Here is an 18854-nt window from a genome sequence, read left to right as displayed (position 1 = left end):
ATTTTCGGGGCGATGAAGTACGGGCCTTCGAATTCACGCTGCTTCGTCGTCCAATATTTTCACCGGTCGGTCCCACTGGATCAGCACGACACATCCGGTATCGCTCCAGACCGAATGTTCGGTACCGGGTGCATTGACGATGTAACTGCCACGGCCGTAGTCGCCCGCCTCGTCGGATTGCACGCCGTCGAGGACGAGAATGGTTTCAAGCCCTTCGTGCCGGTGGCGGGGAACGGAGGCGCCGGCCTCGTATTTCAGAAGCGCCACGCCCGGCTGATCGCCTTCAAAAGGCCTGATCCAGTGGATGGTCACCTCATCGCGGAAGGGGCCGAATTTTAGATCCTTCCAACCGCCCGAGGTGAGCAGTTCGCGGGTGGTTTCAGGCATGGGCGATGCTCTCCAGGATATCGTCGACACTGGCCGTCCAGCCGACGATCGCGCCCTGGGCGCGGATCATGGCGATGGCGGCCGCCTTGAATTCGGGGAAGTAGCTTTCCGTTGCCTCCTCGGCGAGCAGGCATTCGTAACCGCGGTCGTTCGCCTCGCGCATGGTTGTTTGGACGCAGACTTCTGTCGTCACGCCTGCGAATACGAGCTGCTTGATACCCTTGTCTTGCAGAACTTCGCCGAGTTCGGTGGCATAAAAGGCGCCTTTGCCGGGTTTTTCTATCACCACTTCGCCCTTCACCGGCGCAAGTTCTGGTAGGATCGCCGTGCCGGGCTCGCCGGAAATCAGAATCCGGCCCATGGGGCCCTCATCGCCGATCCTGAGTGTCGGATTGCCACGGTCCCTTTTTGCTGGCGGCAGATCCGAAAGGTCGGGCCTGTGACATTCCATCGTATGGATGACCGGCAGACCGGCATTGCGGAAGCCCTGAATGAGACGTTTGACATCTGGCACGATCCTGGTGATGCGGCTGACATCGTTGCCGAGGCTGGCGCCGAAACCGCCTGGTTCGGCGAAATCGCGCTGCATGTCGATGACGACGAGGGCGAGCTGGTCGTGGTTCACCGGAAAGGCGAAAGGCTCTGCTTTGATCTCCGCCATCAGTGATGCCCCGCCATATGCGCGCCGATGACGCCGATATCGGCTGATCGCGCCGGTGTCTCGTAGACCAGCTTGCCTTCGGAAATCACCATGATGCGGTCGGACATCTCGAGCAACTCGTCGAGGTCTTCGGAAAACAGCAAAACGGCCGTACCGGAATTGCGCGCTTTCATGATGCGGGCGCGGATCTCCGCAACGGCCGAGAAATCGAGACCGAAGCAGGGGTTCGAGACGATCAGCAGGTCCACATCGCCAGTCAGTTCGCGGGCGAGCACGGCGCGTTGCACATTGCCGCCCGAAAGCGCTGCGATCGGGGACGAAGAGGATGCCGTCTTGACCTTGAAATCGGAGATCAGGTCGGTTGCGCGCTCCTTCATCTTACCCTTGTTCAGCCAGATCGCATCCTTGCCGTCTGCCTTCAGATCGAAGGTGCGGAAGGCGAGGTTTTCACTGACCGTCATGCGTGGCGCGCAGGCATTCTGCAGAGGTTCTTCCGGGATGAAGCGAACATTGTTCTTGCGGGTTTCCGGACGTGTCGCGCCGTAAATCTCGCCCTTGACGCTGACGCGGCCAGTATCGGTCGGCCTTTGGCCGGCAAGGATCTCAGTCAGTTCCTTCTGGCCGTTGCCCGATATGCCGGCAATGCCGACGATCTCGCCCGAGCGGACGGTGAGATTGTCGATCTCTATGGTCTTGAGACCGGAGCGATCCGGTGCCTTGACCTGCTCGACTGTGAGGACCGGCTTGGCGCCTTCGGAAATCGGAACGCGGGTATCAAGCTCGGCGAGCTTGACGTCGCCGATCATCATCGCCGCCATGTCGGCCGTGGAAAGCTCACCCACCTTGCCGCTGCCGACGAGCTTGCCGCGCCGCAGGATGGAGACGGCATCGGCGAATTTCGTGACCTCGTGGAATTTGTGGGAGATCATCAATACGGTCAGCTCGCCACGCTGTGTCATACCGCGCACGAGACCAAGCATTTCGTCGGCTTCGGCAGGCGTCAGCACCGAGGTCGGCTCATCGAGCACCAGGAAGGAGCGGCCGAGATAGAGTTGCTTGACGATTTCAAGCTTCTGCTTCTCGCCGGCGGCAAGTTCGCTCACCGGACGATCGAGCGGGATCTTGAAGGGCATGCGCTCCATGAAGGCGGCGAGATCCTTGCGTTCCTTCGCCCAATTGATGATGGCAGGTACTTCGGCGCGGCTGATGACGAGGTTTTCAGCGCCGGTGAGCGAAGGAACGAGCGTGAAGTGTTGATAGACCATGCCGAGCCCATAGGTCGCCGCGTCCTTCGGTGACGCGATTGCCACTTCGCGACCATCGACGGAAAGCGCGCCCGATGTCGCGTGGTAGAAACCCATGATGCATTTGACGAGCGTCGACTTGCCGGCGCCGTTTTCGCCGAGCAGCGCGTGAAAGCTGCCGGCGGGTATCTTAATCGAGACGTGGTCGAGTGCGGTAAAGCTGCCGAAGCGCATCGTCATGTCGATCGTGTCGATGCCGACGGCCTTGCCCGCTTGCGGAAGGGGAGTGTCGCGGACTGTGCTCATGGCAGCTGGCTCACAAGCGTTTGAGAGTTGGAGACGGAGCCGAAGACGCCGCCCTGCATCTTGACCATCTTGATCGCGGCAAGGTGGTTGCCGTAGTCGGTCGCGCCGCAGCAGTCTTCCAAGAGTAGGCATTCATAGCCGCGGTCGTTCGCCTCGCGCATGGTGGTGGAAACGCAGACGTCGGTGGTGATGCCGGTCAGGATGATATTTTCGATACGCTTCTGGTTGAGGATCAGCTCGAGATCGGTAGCGCAGAACGAACCTTTGCCGGGCTTGTCGATGATCGTTTCGCCTTCAATCGGGTAGAGTTCGGGAATGATGTCCCAGCCGGGCTCGCCACGTGTGAGGATGCGCCCGCATGGCCCGGGATCGCCGATGCCAGCGCCGATGCGCTGCGAACGCCAACGCTTGTTGGCCGGCAGGTCGGCGAGGTCGGGCCGGTGGCCCTCGCGCGTGTGGATGATGTGATAGCCCTTGGCCCGCATGGCGGCCAAGACCTTCTTGATCGGCTCGATCGGTGCTTGCACCAGCGACAGGTCGTAACCCATGTGATCGACATAGCCGCCCTTGCCACAGAAATCCGTCTGCATATCGATGATGATGAGGGCGGTATTGTCTGGTCGCAGGGCGCCATTATAGGGCCAGGCATAGGGGGCGGCGTCGATATAATGTCCTTTGGCTTCGACTAAGGCGTCCATCGTCTTCTCTCCTACTCACCCGCGAGTTTGAATGTTTCGCCGTAGCGACGCTCCGGCTTGTCGAAGCCGCAGGACGTACCGTCCGTGACCTTCACCTGATCCTCCCAAGGGAGGCGGTATTTGCCGGCGATGAGGTCGTGCATGTAGGTGTAGGGCGCATCACCGGCGCCGCCGGCTACCGCGACGTAGCCACGATGGCCGAACTGGTAGATGTTGTTTTCGACGCCCCAGCCAAGGCGGGCTTCGCGCACGAGATCCGGACGCACCTCGGCGGTGATGATCTCGTTGACGCGGCCCGATGTGCCGTGAGCGATGATCGAGCCGTCGAAATTGCAGATCATGCCTTCGCCCATGCTGTCGAACGTGCCGTCGGAGCCGCACATGCAGACGCTCGCAGTGATCATGAGATTGCAGAAGGCGTTCGACTGGTTGGTGAATTTCCAGCTCTCTCGGATCGGCGCCGTGTAGCCAGCCGTGCGGATCATGATTTCCGCACCCTTATAGGCGCATTCACGCGACATTTCCGGGAACATACCGTCATGGCAGATGATGAGCGCAAGTTTGGCGCCTTTCGGCCCGTCGATGACGGGGATGCCGAAATTGCCGGGCTCCCACGGCTCGACCGGCACCCAGGGATGCATCTTGCGGTAATAGAGCTTCAGCTCGCCCCTGTCGTCGATGATGATGCCGGAATTGTAGGGCATGCCCTCAGGGTTCAGCTCCATGATCGAGAAACAGCCCCAGATCGTATTCTCTCGACAGGCCTTCTTGAAGGCTGCGACCTCTGGTCCGTCGAGCGTGCACATGATCTCGGGATTGATATCCATCGAGAGGCCGTGCAGGGCATATTCCGGAAAGACAACCAGATCCATGCCCGGCTGATTGCGTCGCGCCTTGGCAACAAGATCGACGATGACCTGCGTCTGGCGCGCAAGGTCTTCCCGTGTCACGGTGACAGGAAGCTGAAGCTGAACGAGGCCGATCCCGACGCCATGTTCCGACTTGTTCAATCCGCCGAGGCCATTCATGGCTTGGCTCCTTTCATGCTATTTCGTCAGGGAAAGCGCGCCGGGCGCGCCGGCGAGTGAACGTGTGGGTGAGGAGGTCGCGATCATGATGACCAGCGTCAGCACGTAGGGAGCCGCATAGAAGAGGTAGTAGCCCTGCGTGACGCCGACCGATTGCAGTGCCGGGCCGAGTGCGCCGGCACCGCCGAACAGAAGAGCGGCGAGGAAGCAGCCAATCGGATTCCAACGGGCGAAGATGACGAGCGCCACGGCCATCAAGCCCTGGCCGGACGAAATGCCCTCGTTCCAGGAGCCGGGATAATAGAGTGACAGATAGGCGCCGCCGATGGCCGCCAGCGAACCGCCGACGGCGGTGGCGAACAGTCGGACGCGATCGGGATTAATGCCCATGGCGCGGGCAGCATCGGTGCTGTCGCCGACGACGCGCAGGATCAAGCCGATCCGGGTATTCTTGAAAGCCCACCAGAGGATGAAGGCGAGGGCAGCGCCAAGCAGGAAGAGCACGTTGATATTCAGGGCGGCCTGGATCTGGGGCATGCTGGACCAGAAACCAAGCTGTATTGCCGGCAGGTGCGGCGCGGCCGGCTGGATGAAAGGCTTGCCGAGGAAGAAGGCAAGGCCGAGCCCGAACTGCATCATGGCGATACCGATGGCGATATCGTTGACCTTCGGCCATTTGCAGATCCAGCCATGGACGAGACCGAAGACGGCGCCCGTCGCCATTGCCGCGAGTACCCCGAGCCACGGTGAATTGCTCATGACCGCGACGGCATAAGCTGTCATCGCACCGAAGACCAGCGTGCCTTCAAGCCCGAGATTGATGCGGCCGGAGCGCTCGGTGATCGTCTCGCCGAGGCTGACGAAGATGAAGGGCGTGGAAACGCGGATGGCGCCTGCGAGGATCGCAAGGGGCACGCCCCATATGCCGATGCCTGTACCTTCCATCAGAGGCTCCTTTTCCAGAGGTCGGGATTGAAGATCTTGAAGCGGCCGTAAAAGGTCTCGCAGAACAGGATGACGATGAAGAGCGTGCCCTGCAGCACCAGAACGGTGGCATCCGGCAGGCCCATGCGGCGCTGGATGAGGCCGCCCGAAGCATCGATACCGCCGAGCAGGATTGCGACCGGAATAATCGCCAACGGATTGTGGCGCGCGAGGAAGGCGACGAGGATGCCGGTATAGCCATAGCCGGCGGCGAGCGAGGCATTGGCGCTGCCTTGAACTGCGGCGACCTCGACCATGCCGGCGAGCCCCGCGAAACTGCCGGCGATTGCCGTGAATCCGGCAATAAGCTTGCCAACCGGAAGGCCTTGGATCTGCGCGGCGCGGACATTGCCGCCGGCGATGCGGGCGGCAAAACCGAAGCTCGTTACCTCGATCAGGATCCAGGAGAGAATGCAGGCGACGATTCCGATGACGAGGCCCCAATGCACGTCCATGCCGGGAATATTGCCGAGCATGTACTCTGGCGGTAGCGGCTTGGTGGAAGGCTTGTTGAGACTGGCGGGATCACGCAGGGGCCCTTCCACAAACTGGTTCATCAGGGCGATGGCAATGTACGAGAGCAGCAGCGATGAAATCGTCTCGTTGACACCGCGGTAGTGGCGCAGGAAACCGGCAAGGCCGATCCAGATGCCGCCGACCACCATGGCGGCAATGCCCATGAGAATAAGGGTCAGGAAGACAGGGGCAGTACCGGCAAGCGGCATGGCCATGGCCGCGGCAGCAACGCCGCCCAGCACGACCGCTCCTTCCCCGCCGATGATGACGAGGCCGAGGCGAGCGGGCAGGGCGACGCAGAGTGCCGTCAGGAGAAGGGGTGCGGCACGGCTCAAGCTGTTTTGCACCGAAAACCAGCTGCCGAAGCCGCCGGTATACATAAGCTGGAAAAGCATCGCCGGCGATTTTCCGATCGCCAGGATGAACAAGGAGAAGAGCGCAAGACCGATCAGGATGGCCGCAAGACCGATGACGACCGGTTCGGCACGGCGCGCAATCCATTCGAGGACGGGGCGCAACGATGCCGGCTTTCCGGAAACAACTGGGATTGCGGGATCATTGGCCTGGACGGTCATGGCGCTTCTCCCTCTACGGTCTACGCCGTCGATCCGACGACGCCCTCGACCAGATAATTCATGCTCTCGAGCTCGATCGCGTCTTCGGCATAGCTCTTGTCGGCAGTCACAACTGAACTGCCCTTGTTATCCTTCAGCGGTCCCTTGAAGACCGAGAAACCGCCCTTCATCATTTCCGCATGGGTTGCTTCGAAGGCCTTGCGGCCTGCCTCGGAAACGCCGGGGCCGAGCGCGCTCATCTTGACAAACCCGTCCTTCAGGCCGCCGCGAACGAAATTGCCGAGCTTTTCGCCGGCCTGCGCCTTCTTGACGAAATCGCTGTAGACATTGCCCCAGGCCCATTCGGCACCGGTGAGATATTTCTCGGGAGCAAGCGGGCTCTGATTGGCGTGGTAGCCGCAGATGAAGGCTCCGCGGCCGGCGGCCGTCTCGACGACGACCTTCGGGCTGTCTACGTGGCATGTGATGACATCGGCACCCTGATCGACCAAGGCGTTGGTGGCTTCGGCTTCCTTGACGGCGAGCGACCACTCGCCAGTGAAGATCACCTGGCAGGTGATAGCAGGATCGACCGTGCGAGCGCCGAGCAGGAAGGCGTTGATATTCTGCAGAACCTGCGGGATCGGCTTTGCCGCGACGAAGCCAAGCTTCTTGCTTTTCGTCGCGTGGCCGGCGGCGATGCCGTTCAGATACTGGCCCTGGAAGATATAGCCAAAATAGGAGCCGGTATTGGTCGGGTTCTTGCCTTCCTGCCAGAGGCCGCCGCAGTGGCGGAACTGGATATCGGGATATTTGGTGGCCATGGCCAGCATGTGGGGATCGAAGTAGCCGAAGGAAGTCGGGAAGATGAGCGTCGCACCGTCCAGATTGATCATCGATTCCATGGTCTTCTGAACGTCGACGGTCTCGGGCACGTTCTCTTCTTCGACGACGGTGATGCCAGGCAGCGCCTTGACGGCAGCCGCGCCCTCGGCGTGCGACTGGTTGTAGCCATAGTCATCCTTTGGGCCGACATAGATGAAGCCGACGGTCAGCGCGGTCTGCGCAAGGGCGCGCGAGGAGAGGATGCCGGGGGCTGCGCCGACCAGGGCGGTGGCAGCGGAAGCCTGAAGGAAATGGCGACGGTTCATGGAAAGGAGTTTGGTCATCAGAATGCTCCCCTTGCGGCGTTTCGCCGGTTCATTGGTTACGGAAAAGTGTATGCAATGACCGTGCCAGATTTCATTCTATTGAATTCATTGAAAATATTCGAACGCCTGCAAAGTGCTGTAAAAAGTGTATGCAATTTTTCGTCACGTAAGATCAAAAACTATGCAGAGTCTATAAAATCAGCTAATTTTGGCGTCAGATGCTTCAGAATGAAAGTGAAGGGGACATGCTAAGGGCAATTTCCTTGTTTTAAACAAGAACTTGCTGTGCTATTTGACTTTGCCGTGCTAGCAATGCGATGTGTATGCATCGCTCAATTGGCAGAATCATTCCTTGAAGCAGGTCAGGCGCAGAGAGATCATCCGGACAGGAACGACCGTCGAGCAGATGGTGCGGGCAATTGCTGATATGATCGTGACCGGGCAGATACTGCCGGGCGACAAGCTTGACGAGATTTCACTGGCGGCTCGTTTTGAAGTGTCGCGGACGCCTGTGCGCGAGGCGCTTCGCGAACTCGGAGCAATGGGGCTCGTCGATCGCGAGCCGAACCGCAGCGCTGTCGTCACCAATGTAACCGAGACCTACCTGCATTCGATGTTCGAGGCGATGGCCGAGCTCGAAGGCGTTTGCGCACGTCTAGCCGCCGAGAGGATGACGGTTGACGAGCGGCGTATGCTGGAAATCGAACATCGTGCGTCCGCACGGCTCGTGCATCAGGGTGCGGAAGAGGACTATGCCGTTCACAATACCGAATTCCACACCCGGCTCTATCGCGGCGCACACAACGAGCATATCTATGAGCTGGTAACCCAAAGCCGGGCCCGGCTCGCGCCCTTCCGGCGCGCGCAGTTCCGGCTGCCGGGTCGGCTCGCGAAGTCTTATGACGAGCACGACATCATCGTCACCGCGATCATGCGGGCAGATGGTGCCGCCGCTGCAAAGGCTGCCTATTCGCATGTGGAAATCGTCAGCGATGCCAGTGTGGTCTTCGCCTCGGCGAGAGAAAAATAGCTAGCGCAGCCGTCGGAAGCCGCAAGGTTCGGAGTTCAGGCGTGACCAAACGCGGACACGCAAAATTGCTGATTGCGAAATTGCCGACGAATTGACAACATCCAGATCGCTCCATAAGCCAGCTTGCGACCGGCAATTAAAGAGGGAGCGACAATGTCGATCTGGATCGGGCGAATTCTGTCAGCACTGGTTGTTATTCTGCTTCTTGCTGATGCGGCCACCAACCTTTTTGCACCTGATTTCATACGGACGGAAATGGAAGCAACCGGTTTCCCCGTCAACCTCGCCCCGGTGCTCGGCATGATTATCGCGATCTGCGCGATCCTTTATGCTGTTCCGAAAACAGCTTTCCTTGGTGCTATACTGGTGACCGCTTTTCTCGGCGGCGCCATTTGCACGCACTTCCGTCTGGGCGAGTTTTTTACGCCACCCCAGATCGTAAGCTTGCTTCTCGGGGCTGCCACCTGGGGCGGCCTTTATCTGCGGGACCAGAGACTGCGCCAGTTGATACCACTGAATATAGTCTGAGCCTGCGGCGATCTCGCCGCGGAGTATGGAAGCGGCCGGTACTCTCCTCGCCCTTCTACAAGGCTGGCGGAATTCTGGCCGGCGACCAGACACTGTTGCGCCTACCGGCTGCGTTTTTTTCTCAAAGGAAATCGGCGACTGAGACTTCAGGTCCTCAGCCGCCGACAAAGACCTCGTCCGATGGACGTTCCCGTCAGGAAAAGGCTCGCCCTCGGCTGAGGGCGAGCGAGAACCATCTACAGGAGTGGAATTCTGTATCGATGGGTGAGGCCGATCCGGCAGGGAACCGAACCGACCTCCTTCTTCTGAATTGGAGGTCACCAAAGCAGAAGCCTGTGATGAAAAACCCCAGGATGCGATCCCGGGGTCTTCAATGTTCAGATTAGAACGAACGCTGCAGGCGGAAGTAACCCGTCGTGAAGTCGTCGCTATCTTCCGGATCCAGGTACTGGACGGAAGCCTTGGCGTAGAAGTTGTCGACGATCTGGTAATCAACCGTCAGACCGACCTTCCAGGCGTCGCCGGTACCGTCGAAGTCATCCGGAACGGTGTCGAACGCGCTGTGACCGCCGATGTAGTTGCCGTAATACTGAACACCAGGAGTGATCTTCAGCTTGTCCGTTGCCTTGATGGCGTATTCGGCAGCAACTGCCCATTCAGCCGTCGAGTAGTAGGAGTTCGGGCCGCTGGAGTAGACAGCAGCGAGGCCGAGCGTGCCCGGGCCGAGTTCAGCCGTACCCATAGCGCGGATTGCGCCGTCTTCGTTGTCGAAGTCCCAGCCGCCGGTGATCTGGTAGCTGAAGGCGCCAGCCGTGCCGCCGATGCCGAAGGCAACGCCGACATTGTTCGGGCCATCGTTGGGGACGAGTTCGCCGAGGGCCGGATCGAAGTCACCCTGGTATACGCCGTCTTCCAGTTCGTCGACGCTGAGGCCAGCGTAGAAGGAACCGGTTTCGTACTGATAACGGATGGAGTTATGCAGCGTTACGACAGAACCGATATCGTCGGTTTCGCCGGAGAGACCATCGTCCCACCAGGAGTAGAAGAGACCAGCGCGGAAGCCAGCAACGTCGAGGTAAGCGGAGTCGAGGATCGTGTCCTGGTCCGTTGCGTTGTCGGCATTGGCCTGGAGAACGATAACGCCGGTGAGCGGACCGTACTCGGTGTCGCTCTTGGCCGTGAACTGAACCTGACCACGGGTTACAGCATCCCAGTCAGAGTCGTTGTCACCGCCGACGTTCGAGCCGACGTTGACCTGGAAACGGATGTAACCTTCGATCTTAAGGCAGGTTTCCGTGCCCGGGATATAGAAGTAGCCGGTGCCGTAGGCGTCGCAGACGCGAACGTATTCAACCGGTTCCGGCTCGGCAGCGACGATTGCGTCTGCTGCGAATGCCGGTGCAGCGATGAGGGCAGCTGCGGAACCAAGCAACATCATACGAATGTTCATGGAAAGCCAATCTCCTAAGTTCGAGTGCGTTCCACGAAAGAACGTCCCCTCTGATAAAGCCCGATTAATTCGGTAAGGCCTAAAATAACCGAAAGGCAGGAGGGCTCAACAAGGAATGGTCTCATTTTACAGAGAATTCTAACTAAACCGCCATGTGTGTGACAGAAGTACAACACTCCTTGGGCGGGTATTAACAAGACGTAAAACAGAATGGCGAAATATGGCTATATTAGTACGACTTAGCCGGATTGGCCGAGCGCAAATGGGGCACGGCGGTCTGTCGCTGAAGCCTGAATCAATCAAATATCCTGCTGCCGCGAGCCTGTATTTGCCCATCTTGAAGGGCTGCCGAGAGAAAATGCGGCTGAAATATAGGTTTTATGTGGCAGGCGGGACCGCCAATTCGACGGTGCCGCAATTCGATTTCTTGTGACGATTCGCGGCGGCCGAGGCAACGCTACAAGGCTCCAAAGGAGGCGCTCTGCTCCGCGTCCGGGAAACTCAGACCTGCACTCGCCGTGCTTCAGGATCAGGGATCGGAACGGCAGCCATCAGGGCCTTCGTGTAATCCTCTGCTGGTTGTTGGAAGATTTGACGGCGGGTACCGGTTTCGACAATACTGCCACTACGCATGACGGCGACCTTATGGGACATGCGTTCGACAACCGCCATGTCATGCGAGATGAAGAGATAGGAGAGCCCCATGCTCTCCTGCAGTTCCAGCATCAGGTCGAGCACGCGGGCGCGCACGGAGACGTCGAGTGCCGCAACGCTTTCGTCGGCAACGATCAGCTTCGGTTCAAGTGCAAGTGCGCGCGCAATGCAGATGCGCTGGCGCTGGCCGCCAGAGAATTCATGCGGATAGCGTGTGGCGGCGTCCGTCGTCAGGCCGACGCGGCGCAGAAGTTCCACAACCCTGTCCTGCCGCTCGGACTTACTGGCGATACCGTGGATGACTAGCGGTTCGGCGATCGCAGCGCCCACCGCCATGCGAGGGTCGAGCGAGGCATAGGGATCCTGAAAGATCATCTGCGCCGTGCGGCGTATGGGCTGCATGTCTCGATGGCTGAGCCCTGCGATGTTGCGGCCGTCGATGACCACATCGCCCGTGAATGGAATGAGGCCGAGCACGGCCTTGCCGGTCGTCGATTTTCCCGAACCGCTTTCGCCGACGAGGCCGAGGGTTTCGCCGGGCAAAATATCGAAGGAGACGTCGCTGACTGCCGCGGCCGGCGCCTTGCCCTTGAAGAGGAAGCTTGCCGCGCCCCCATAGGTGACATTGAGACCACGCACATTCAGTACTGGTGTGCGGTCGGGACGCAAGGTCTCGACGCTGCGTGAGGTGATACGCGGGGGGCCGTCCGTGCCGGCAAACGCGCCCAGGCGTGGCACGGCGGAGAGCAACTGCTGCGTATAGGTTTGCCGCGGGGTACGGAAAATGCCGACGGCCGGGCCCTCCTCGACGATGCCACCATTCTGCATGATGATGACGCGGTCGGCCATTTCGGCGACGACGCCCATGTCATGGGTGATCAGGATGATCGAGGTGCCGAATTCTGATTTCAGCTCGCGCATCAGCTTCAGGATCTGCGCCTGTACGGTGACGTCGAGCGCGGTGGTGGGCTCGTCGGCGATCAGCACCTTGGGACGGCAGGAGAGCGCCATCGCGATCATCACGCGTTGCCGCATCCCGCCGGAAAGTTCATGCGGATATTGTTTCAGGCGTTTTGCCGGATCGGTGATCTGCACCGCATCGAGCATCTGTAATGCAGTCGCTTCGGCGTTCTCGCTGCCCTGATGCTCGCGGATCGCCTCCGTCAGCTGTGCGCCGATCGACATGACCGGGTTGAGTGACGTCATCGGCTCCTGGAAGACCATGGCAATATCGCCGCCGCGCACGCCGCGCATGGCCCTGTCGGAAAGTTTCAGCAGATCGCGTTCGCCGAGCATGATGCTGCCGGAGGCGACCTGAAGCGAGGCCTTCGGCAGCAAGCCCATGATCGACAGCGACGTCACCGATTTGCCCGAACCGGATTCTCCGGCCAGGCAAAGCGTTTCGCCGCTCGCCAAATCAAAGCTGATATTTTTCAGAACCGGTTTGCGACCTTCCGGCGTTCGCGCATCGACATTGAGATTGCGAACGCTGAGGATAGGTGCCGAGGGTATGGCTTCAATCACGCGAATACGATCCTAGGGAAGTAGAAGGAGACGACCCAGTTCGGCATATCGACGATTTCGCTGATGCGCAGATCGCCACAGACGGAGCAGAGCAGATAGGCATCAACCGCGCTCATGCCGTGTTCGGCGGTCAAAAGATCGATCATGCGCATGACGCTTTCGCGAGCACCCGTCATCAGGTCGGGGCCGATGCCGGTGGTCACTTCATAGCCGGCACCGTCGAGATGGCGGGTAACCGGCTCGGTCGTGGTGAAACGCGGCGTCTGCAGGCGTGCATCCTTGACGAGCTCGATCGTTGCCTCGACATTCATCTGGCTTTCGATCGCCGTTCCGCAGACTTCACCGTCGCCCTGCGCGGCATGCGTGTCGCCGATAGAGAAGAGCGCGCCTTCGACCTCGATCGGTAGATAGAGGGTGACACCGGCCGTCAGGTCACGAATATCCATGTTGCCGCCGACGCGGCGTGGCGGCACGACGGAATGGGTGCCCGGTTCGGCCGGAGCAACGCCGATCGTGCCGGCAAAGGGCTTCAGCGGCACACGGCCGCCAGGGCCGTAAAGGGCCGGCGTCATGCTGTTTGCATCATAGGACCATACGTGCAGCGCCGGTTCCTTGAACTGGTCGGCAAGCAGGCCGAAGCCCGGAATATTGGCCGTCCAGCCGATGCCCGAGGGAATGAACTTGCGGAGCGTCACCTTCAGCGCGTCGCCTGGCTTGGCGCCTTCCACGTAGATCGGGCCGGAAACCGGGTTGATCTTGCCGAAATCCAGATTGTTCAGTGTTTCCAGCGTCGCGTCGCTGCCGAGCTGACCGCCGGAAGAATCCATGCATTCGAAATGGATGGTTTCGCCGGGCTTGACGACAACGGCCGGTGCGAAATCCTTGTTCCAGCCGAAATTATGCTGGGCGCGGTGAATCGTGTGGGTGCAGGCAATGCACATAAGGTGTCTCCCTCGATTTTATGAAGCCTTCCCGGCCGAGCCGGGAAGGCATTGCTTCCTTAGGGCTTACTGCTTCACGTAGATCGCGTCGTAATTGATGACGCGGGTTGGGTCGATGTAGATGTTGTCCGCACCGCCCATGCGCAGCGACTTGGCGACGACGCGGCGTTCGTTGATGACGGGAACCCACGGCGCATCGGCCATGATGTCGGTGAAGACCTTGCCCCAGGCAGCGATGCGCTCTGCGGACTTGGCCGGATCGGACATGGAGTCGGCCGCAACCGCACGCTTGTCGAGATCGGCGTTGCAGTACCAGGACCAGTTCCAGCCACCCTGAACCGCACCGGCGCAACCGAGAATCGGGCCGTAGAAGTTGGACGGATCCGGGAAGTCGGCGATCCAGGCCATGCCACCCGACCAGATCATCGGCGCTTCGCCTTCCGTACCGCCGGCCGCGATGACATTGGCCTGCGCAAGCGCACGAACCTCAGCCTTCACGCCGATCGCTGCGAGATCCTGCTGGATCGCCTGGGCGATACGCGGCTGCGGATCTGTGTTGGTAGAGTAGAGCACAGTCTCAAAGCCATCCGGGAAGCCTGCTTCGGCAAGCAACGCCTTTGCCTTGGCAACGTCATAGGCATAGCCGGTGAAGGACTTGTCGTAGCCCGGCATCAGCGGTGGTAGCGGCTGATTGGCGGGCGTTGCGCGGCCGTTCAGGATGCGCGTGACGCGCTCCTTGTTGATCGCCATGTTGACAGCCTGTCGCACCTTGACGTTGTCGAACGGCTTCACCTTGGTGTTGAGCGTGATGTAGCCGGTGTGAAGCTGTTCGCCATCGACGATCATCTGTGCGCCATCGGCGGAGTTCTTGATTTCCAGGAACTTGGCCGGGGGGATGCCGTCGCCGGCAATATCGACTTCGCCCTTCTGCAGGCGCAGCAGCGCAACAAGAGGCTCCTGGCCGACTTCGACCGTGAAGCTGTCGAGATACGGCATGTTCTTGACGAAATAATCCTTGTTGCGTTCAAAGACGAGCTTCTGGCCGATTGTCCAATCCTTCAGCACGAAGGTGCCGGAGCCGACGGGCTTCTTGCCGAAATCGCCACCGGCCGCTTCGACGGCCTCCTTCGGTACGACCGAGGCGAAGTTGATGGCGAGAACGTGCAGGAAAGTGGCGTCCGGGCGCGAAAGATGGAAGACGACCGTGCCGTCATCCGGCGTCTCGATGCCGGAAAGCGTTTCGGTCTTGCCGCCGGTTTCATCGTCAAAGCCCTGGATCGCACCGAAGAAGCCGGCACCAGGGCCTTGCGTCTTGGGATTGACGGCACGCTCGATCGAGTACTTTACGTCTGAAGCAACGATTTCGCGGCCGTTGGTGAACTTCACGCCCTTGCGCAGCTTGAACGTATAGGTCAGGCCATCGGGCGAAACGGTAAAGCTCTCGGCGAGCGACGGGACGAGGTTCGGCGTGCCGGGCTCGTAATCCATCAGTCGCGAATAGAGGCTTTTGATCATCGACCAGTTGACCCAGTCATAGCCGATCTGCGGGTCGAGTGTGGTGATGTCATCCTTGTAGGTAACGACGATATCGCCGCCCTGCTTGGGCGCTTCCTGTGCCTTGGCGGCGATAGGGGCAAGCGCCACCATCGTTGCCATGGTTGTGTGTCGAAGCCAGCGTTTGAACATTCGGGTTCCCCTTCTTTGGTTGCTGTCAACGTGTACGGATGCGTGGGTCGATGAGCGGCGCCACCAGATCGGCGAGCAGATTGCCGATGACGATGGCAAGTGCTGATGTCAGCGTGACGCCCATGATGATCGGAATATCGACCTGCTGGATGGCCTGCCATGCGAGCTGGCCGATACCGGGCCAGCCGTAGACGGCTTCGACCACGACCACGCCGCCCATGAACTGTCCGATATCGATGCCGATCATGGCGATGATCGGCAGGATGGCGTTCGGCAGGGCGTGGCGGAAGATGATGCGGCGCGAAGACAGACCCTTGGCGCGCGCCGTGCGCACGTAATCCTGATTTAGCACATCGATCATCGCCGATCTCACCATGCGTGCATACCAGCCGGCGCCAAGGACGCCGAGGGTGGAGGCTGGCAGCACGACATGGGCGAACGTGCCGTAGCCGCTCATGGGTAGCCATCCGAGCGTTACGGCAAAAACATAAAGAAGCAGCAGGGCGACAACGAATTGCGGTGCCGAGACGCCGACGAAGGAGGCGGTCATGACAAGCCGGTCGATGAAACCGCCGCGACGGACCGCGGCGAGCGTCCCGAGCGTCAGGCCGAGGGCCACTTCCACGAGAATGCCGGCCAGCATGAGCACGAGCGTTGCCGGCAGGCGGGCGGCGATCAGCGTCCAGACCTCGGTCTTCTGTGCATAGGAGCGGCCGAGATTGCCGTGCAACAGGTTGGAGAGATAGGTGCTGAACTGCACGAGCAGCGGCTGGTCGAGGCCGAGTTCATGGCGGATATTGGCAACCGTCTGCGCCGTGGCGCTGCGGCCGGCGATCATGCGCGCTGGATCGGCCGGCAATGCATAGAGCAGCACGAAGGTGATGGCGGCGACGCCGAGAAGGATCAGAGCGGCCTGAACGAGCCGGCGAAGGATGAGGAAGATCATCAGCCTCTCCCGCGCTGGGTCGGATCGAGAATGTCGCGCAGCGCATCTCCGACGAGATTGAAGGAGAGTGCCGTCAGCAGGATGATCGCACCAGGGAAGAAGACGAGCCACGGGGCGGCCTGGAAATAGCTCTGGCTCTCGAAGATGATGTTGCCCCAGGATGGCTGCGGCGGCTGCACACCGATCCCGAGAAACGAGAGGGTAGCTTCCAGCAGCACTGTCGTGGCGATGCCGAGCGTGCCCCAGACAATCGCCGTCGGCACCAGATGTGGCAGAATATGCAGGAAGAGCACGCGCATGTGCCCGGCGCCGAGCGAGCGCTCGGCCATGATGAAATCACGCTCAACCAATCCGCGCGTCTCGGTATAGACGATACGGGCGACCTGTACCCAGTTGACGAGCGCGATCACCATGGCGACGATCCAGAGGCTCGGCCGCAGCAGCGCGGCGAGCACGATCGCCAGCAGCAACGCCGGAAATGCCATCATCAGATCGGTGAAGCGCATCAGGATATTGCCGATGATGCCGCGCATGTAGCCGGCGAGGATGCCGATCAAGAGGCCGATCGCAACCGCGATGCCGTTGGCGACGAGCCCGATGACGAGCGAAGTGCGCGCACCGAAGAGCATGCGCGAGAAGAGGTCGCGCCCCAGCGTATCGGTGCCGAGCAGATAGGGGCCGCCGGGCGGTAGCGGCGCGCCTTCCAGCGACAACCCGTCGAACATCTGCTCATCGGGATTGAAGGGCGCAATCCAGGGGGCCGCCACCGCAAGGCCTATGACGATAAGCACGACGACAAGGCCAAAAAGGGCGGTCGGCTGCCTTAAAATGGCTTTCAATACTCGCATTCAACCCGCCTCCGGCAGCGGTTCTATGCCGCCGATGATGAAGGCAGCGATCTGTTCCATCGGCAGCCGGCGACGCATGGCGCAGTTACGCAGGATCGAATAGGCGCGCTCCTCATCGACGGCGTGCGCCTTCATCAGTTTTTCGACGGCGGCATGTACGAGCGGGCGCAGGCGTATCCGTTCCTCCAGATATTGAAGGCGCTCGGCGACACTCTTGCGCTCCTGATGAATGGAGACGGCCATGACAAGGGCCGGATAGACCGCGGAGGCTGCAATCGGCTTGGCGATAACGGCGCCGGCACCCTGGCTGAGCGCCCAGGCGATACGGCCCGGCGCTTCCGAGCCGAGCAACGCAACGACGGGGCATGTCGGAGTCGCACCACTCCAGGGCAGGAGACCATCAAAACCCTGGTCGGCATCGACGATGACAAGGTCGGGTACGGCTGCGGCTGAAAGTGGCGCCCACTGCAGCGTGGCCGACAAGCCCAGCAGACGCAGTTGACGGATCAGCCTTTCGGTATTGCCGTCCTCGCGGTGCAGGACGACGGCATGCCAGCCGGTGAAATTGGGTGTTTGCTTCATGATACCACCCGCAATCTCGGCGAAGACGCCTTGCTGCGGCCGGTCAGATAGGGATCGGCGGCGAGCGGCGGGCGCGAGGCGATCACATCGAAGCCGTTCTGAGCGTTGATGCAACCGAGATGGAAGGGCAGGGCCGCATGGTTCGTCTCGCGGTCGATGTTGAGCGCGCCGAAAGGTGTCGCCCAGCTCTTGCCGTACAATTCCCGGCGCACCGCGGAAGGTTCGTCAACCCCCGCCGTTACAATCGCATCGACACAGAGCCGCACGGCTGTATAGGCACTGGCAAAGACGCTGGAGATACGGCGCTCGGCACCAAAGTGGGCCACGATCCGCTGCTTGAATTCGGCGTTTTCGGATGTCGCGACACTGTCGAAATAGGAGGCGGCACAGAGCTGGCCGGTCGCGGCGCCCGGTGCGATATCATCGAGCTCGCATTCCATCAGGTCGCAGCTGACAACAGGGCAGTTCTCCGGCCGGAAGCCCGGGTCGCGATCGGCAAGCCGCCGGATCGCTTCGTGGAAGGCATAGCTCGACGGCCCGATCAGATTGTTGAGGATGAAGCTCGGACGGCGCTGCTCGATATCGGCGACAATGCGCTCGACTGCGGTTTCCTCAAGCGGCAGATAGCGCTCTCCGAGGACCTCGCCACCGGCATTGGTAGTGAGTTCACGGGCAAGCCGATTCATCTCCCAGCCCCAGACATAATTGGCGCCGACGAGATAGGGCCGGTTGCCGTAGCGTGGGATCAGGTGCTCGAAAAGCGGCAGGAGATGCTGGTTGGGGCAACCACCGACATAGATGACATTCTCATTCGCCTCGAAACCCTCGTAGGGGCACATGTACCAAAGCAGCCCGTCATGTTTTTCGATAAGCGGGATGACCTCCTTGCGGGCGGCCGAGGTAATGGTACCAACGATATGACGGCAGCCGGCACGCAGCAGACGACGGGCACCTTCGAGATAGGCGGCAAGATCAGCTTGCGGATCAAAGAAGACCGGTTCGACCGGCCGACCGCTCGTCGCGGCGAATTCGGCAATCGCGAATTCTCCGCCATCGCGTGCGTCGCGCCCCATCGAGCCGTAGGGGCCGGTGGTGGAGTAAAGAATGCCAATTTTCAACGCATCATTCATCTGCAA

Annotated in this window: 18 protein-coding genes; 2 read left to right on the top strand and 16 right to left on the bottom strand. The window is 60.5% G+C overall.

Annotated elements, in window-relative coordinates; genetic code table 11:
* Positions 1 to 33: 33 nt before the first annotated feature.
* From FHT93_RS17320 to FHT93_RS17285, 8 genes are read right to left on the bottom strand one after another with little or no spacing between them, the layout of a single operon-like run.
* On the bottom strand, positions 34 to 387 hold the full coding sequence (locus tag FHT93_RS17320; RefSeq protein ID WP_113016990.1) for a cupin domain-containing protein: 354 nt from the start codon (positions 385 to 387) through the stop codon (positions 34 to 36).
* On the bottom strand, positions 380 to 1048 hold the full coding sequence (locus FHT93_RS17315; protein WP_183848593.1) for a cysteine hydrolase: 669 nt from the start codon (positions 1046 to 1048) through the stop codon (positions 380 to 382). The genes FHT93_RS17320 and FHT93_RS17315 overlap by 8 nt, the downstream gene beginning before the upstream one ends.
* Entirely contained in the window at positions 1048 to 2598 is a 1551-nt protein-coding gene (locus FHT93_RS17310; protein ID WP_183848591.1) for an ABC transporter ATP-binding protein, read from the bottom strand. The genes FHT93_RS17315 and FHT93_RS17310 overlap by 1 nt, the downstream gene beginning before the upstream one ends.
* Entirely contained in the window at positions 2595 to 3296 is a 702-nt protein-coding gene (locus FHT93_RS17305) for an isochorismatase family cysteine hydrolase (RefSeq protein ID WP_183848589.1), read from the bottom strand. Before FHT93_RS17305 ends, FHT93_RS17310 begins: the two co-directional genes overlap by 4 nt.
* 11 nt (positions 3297 to 3307) lie before the next feature.
* Positions 3308 to 4324 (bottom strand): formamidase, encoded by a 1017-nt coding sequence (locus FHT93_RS17300; protein ID WP_183848587.1) that lies wholly within the window; start codon positions 4322 to 4324, stop codon positions 3308 to 3310.
* Positions 4325 to 4342: 18 nt separating this feature from the next.
* Complete coding sequence (locus tag FHT93_RS17295) at positions 4343 to 5269, bottom strand: ABC transporter permease (RefSeq protein WP_183848586.1); 927 nt, start codon at positions 5267 to 5269, stop codon at positions 4343 to 4345.
* A complete protein-coding gene (locus FHT93_RS17290; RefSeq protein ID WP_183848584.1) occupies positions 5269 to 6399 on the bottom strand; it encodes an ABC transporter permease in 1131 nt (376 codons plus the stop codon). The genes FHT93_RS17295 and FHT93_RS17290 overlap by 1 nt, the downstream gene beginning before the upstream one ends.
* Positions 6400 to 6419: 20 nt before the next feature.
* Positions 6420 to 7547, bottom strand: a complete 1128-nt coding sequence (locus FHT93_RS17285) for a BMP family ABC transporter substrate-binding protein (RefSeq protein ID WP_183848582.1) — start codon at positions 7545 to 7547, stop codon at positions 6420 to 6422.
* Between the two features lie 334 nt (positions 7548 to 7881).
* Here FHT93_RS17285 and FHT93_RS17280 point away from each other — a divergent pair, with 334 nt between their 5' ends.
* Both FHT93_RS17280 and FHT93_RS17275 read left to right on the top strand, forming a co-directional pair.
* Positions 7882 to 8559 (top strand): GntR family transcriptional regulator, encoded by a 678-nt coding sequence (locus tag FHT93_RS17280; RefSeq protein ID WP_183848580.1) that lies wholly within the window; start codon positions 7882 to 7884, stop codon positions 8557 to 8559.
* A gap of 153 nt (positions 8560 to 8712) precedes the next feature.
* Positions 8713 to 9087: a DoxX family protein gene (locus FHT93_RS17275; RefSeq protein ID WP_183848578.1), complete on the top strand. Its 375-nt coding sequence runs from the start codon at positions 8713 to 8715 to the stop codon at positions 9085 to 9087.
* Between the two features lie 382 nt (positions 9088 to 9469).
* Here FHT93_RS17275 and FHT93_RS17270 read toward each other — a convergent pair whose 3' ends face one another.
* From FHT93_RS17270 to FHT93_RS17235, 8 genes are all read right to left on the bottom strand, one after another.
* Entirely contained in the window at positions 9470 to 10537 is a 1068-nt protein-coding gene (locus FHT93_RS17270; RefSeq protein WP_183848576.1) for a porin, read from the bottom strand.
* Positions 10538 to 11038: 501 nt separating this feature from the next.
* Positions 11039 to 12715: an ABC transporter ATP-binding protein gene (locus tag FHT93_RS17265; protein WP_183848575.1), complete on the bottom strand. Its 1677-nt coding sequence runs from the start codon at positions 12713 to 12715 to the stop codon at positions 11039 to 11041.
* Positions 12712 to 13656, bottom strand: a complete 945-nt coding sequence (locus FHT93_RS17260) for an acetamidase/formamidase family protein (protein WP_183848573.1) — start codon at positions 13654 to 13656, stop codon at positions 12712 to 12714. Before FHT93_RS17260 ends, FHT93_RS17265 begins: the two co-directional genes overlap by 4 nt.
* A 66-nt stretch (positions 13657 to 13722) precedes the next feature.
* A complete protein-coding gene (locus FHT93_RS17255; protein ID WP_183848571.1) occupies positions 13723 to 15342 on the bottom strand; it encodes an ABC transporter substrate-binding protein in 1620 nt (539 codons plus the stop codon).
* Positions 15343 to 15367: 25 nt separating this feature from the next.
* Positions 15368 to 16288, bottom strand: a complete 921-nt coding sequence (locus tag FHT93_RS17250) for an ABC transporter permease (RefSeq protein ID WP_113016981.1) — start codon at positions 16286 to 16288, stop codon at positions 15368 to 15370.
* The gene (locus FHT93_RS17245) at positions 16288 to 17136 is read right to left on the bottom strand and encodes an ABC transporter permease (RefSeq protein WP_112542411.1); all 849 of its coding nucleotides are present in this window, start codon (positions 17134 to 17136) and stop codon (positions 16288 to 16290) included. The genes FHT93_RS17250 and FHT93_RS17245 overlap by 1 nt, the downstream gene beginning before the upstream one ends.
* The gene (locus FHT93_RS17240) at positions 17137 to 17718 is read right to left on the bottom strand and encodes an ANTAR domain-containing protein (protein ID WP_113016980.1); all 582 of its coding nucleotides are present in this window, start codon (positions 17716 to 17718) and stop codon (positions 17137 to 17139) included. It lies immediately after the preceding gene.
* Entirely contained in the window at positions 17715 to 18848 is a 1134-nt protein-coding gene (locus FHT93_RS17235; RefSeq protein WP_183848911.1) for a transporter substrate-binding protein, read from the bottom strand. The genes FHT93_RS17240 and FHT93_RS17235 overlap by 4 nt, the downstream gene beginning before the upstream one ends.
* Positions 18849 to 18854 lie beyond the last annotated feature (6 nt).

Origin of the sequence: Rhizobium sp. BK379 (genome assembly GCF_014193955.1) — a bacterium.
GTDB lineage: Bacteria > Pseudomonadota > Alphaproteobacteria > Rhizobiales > Rhizobiaceae > Rhizobium.
The sequence above is the reverse complement of the archived record's forward strand: the minus strand, read 5'-3'. Positions and strand labels throughout refer to the sequence as shown.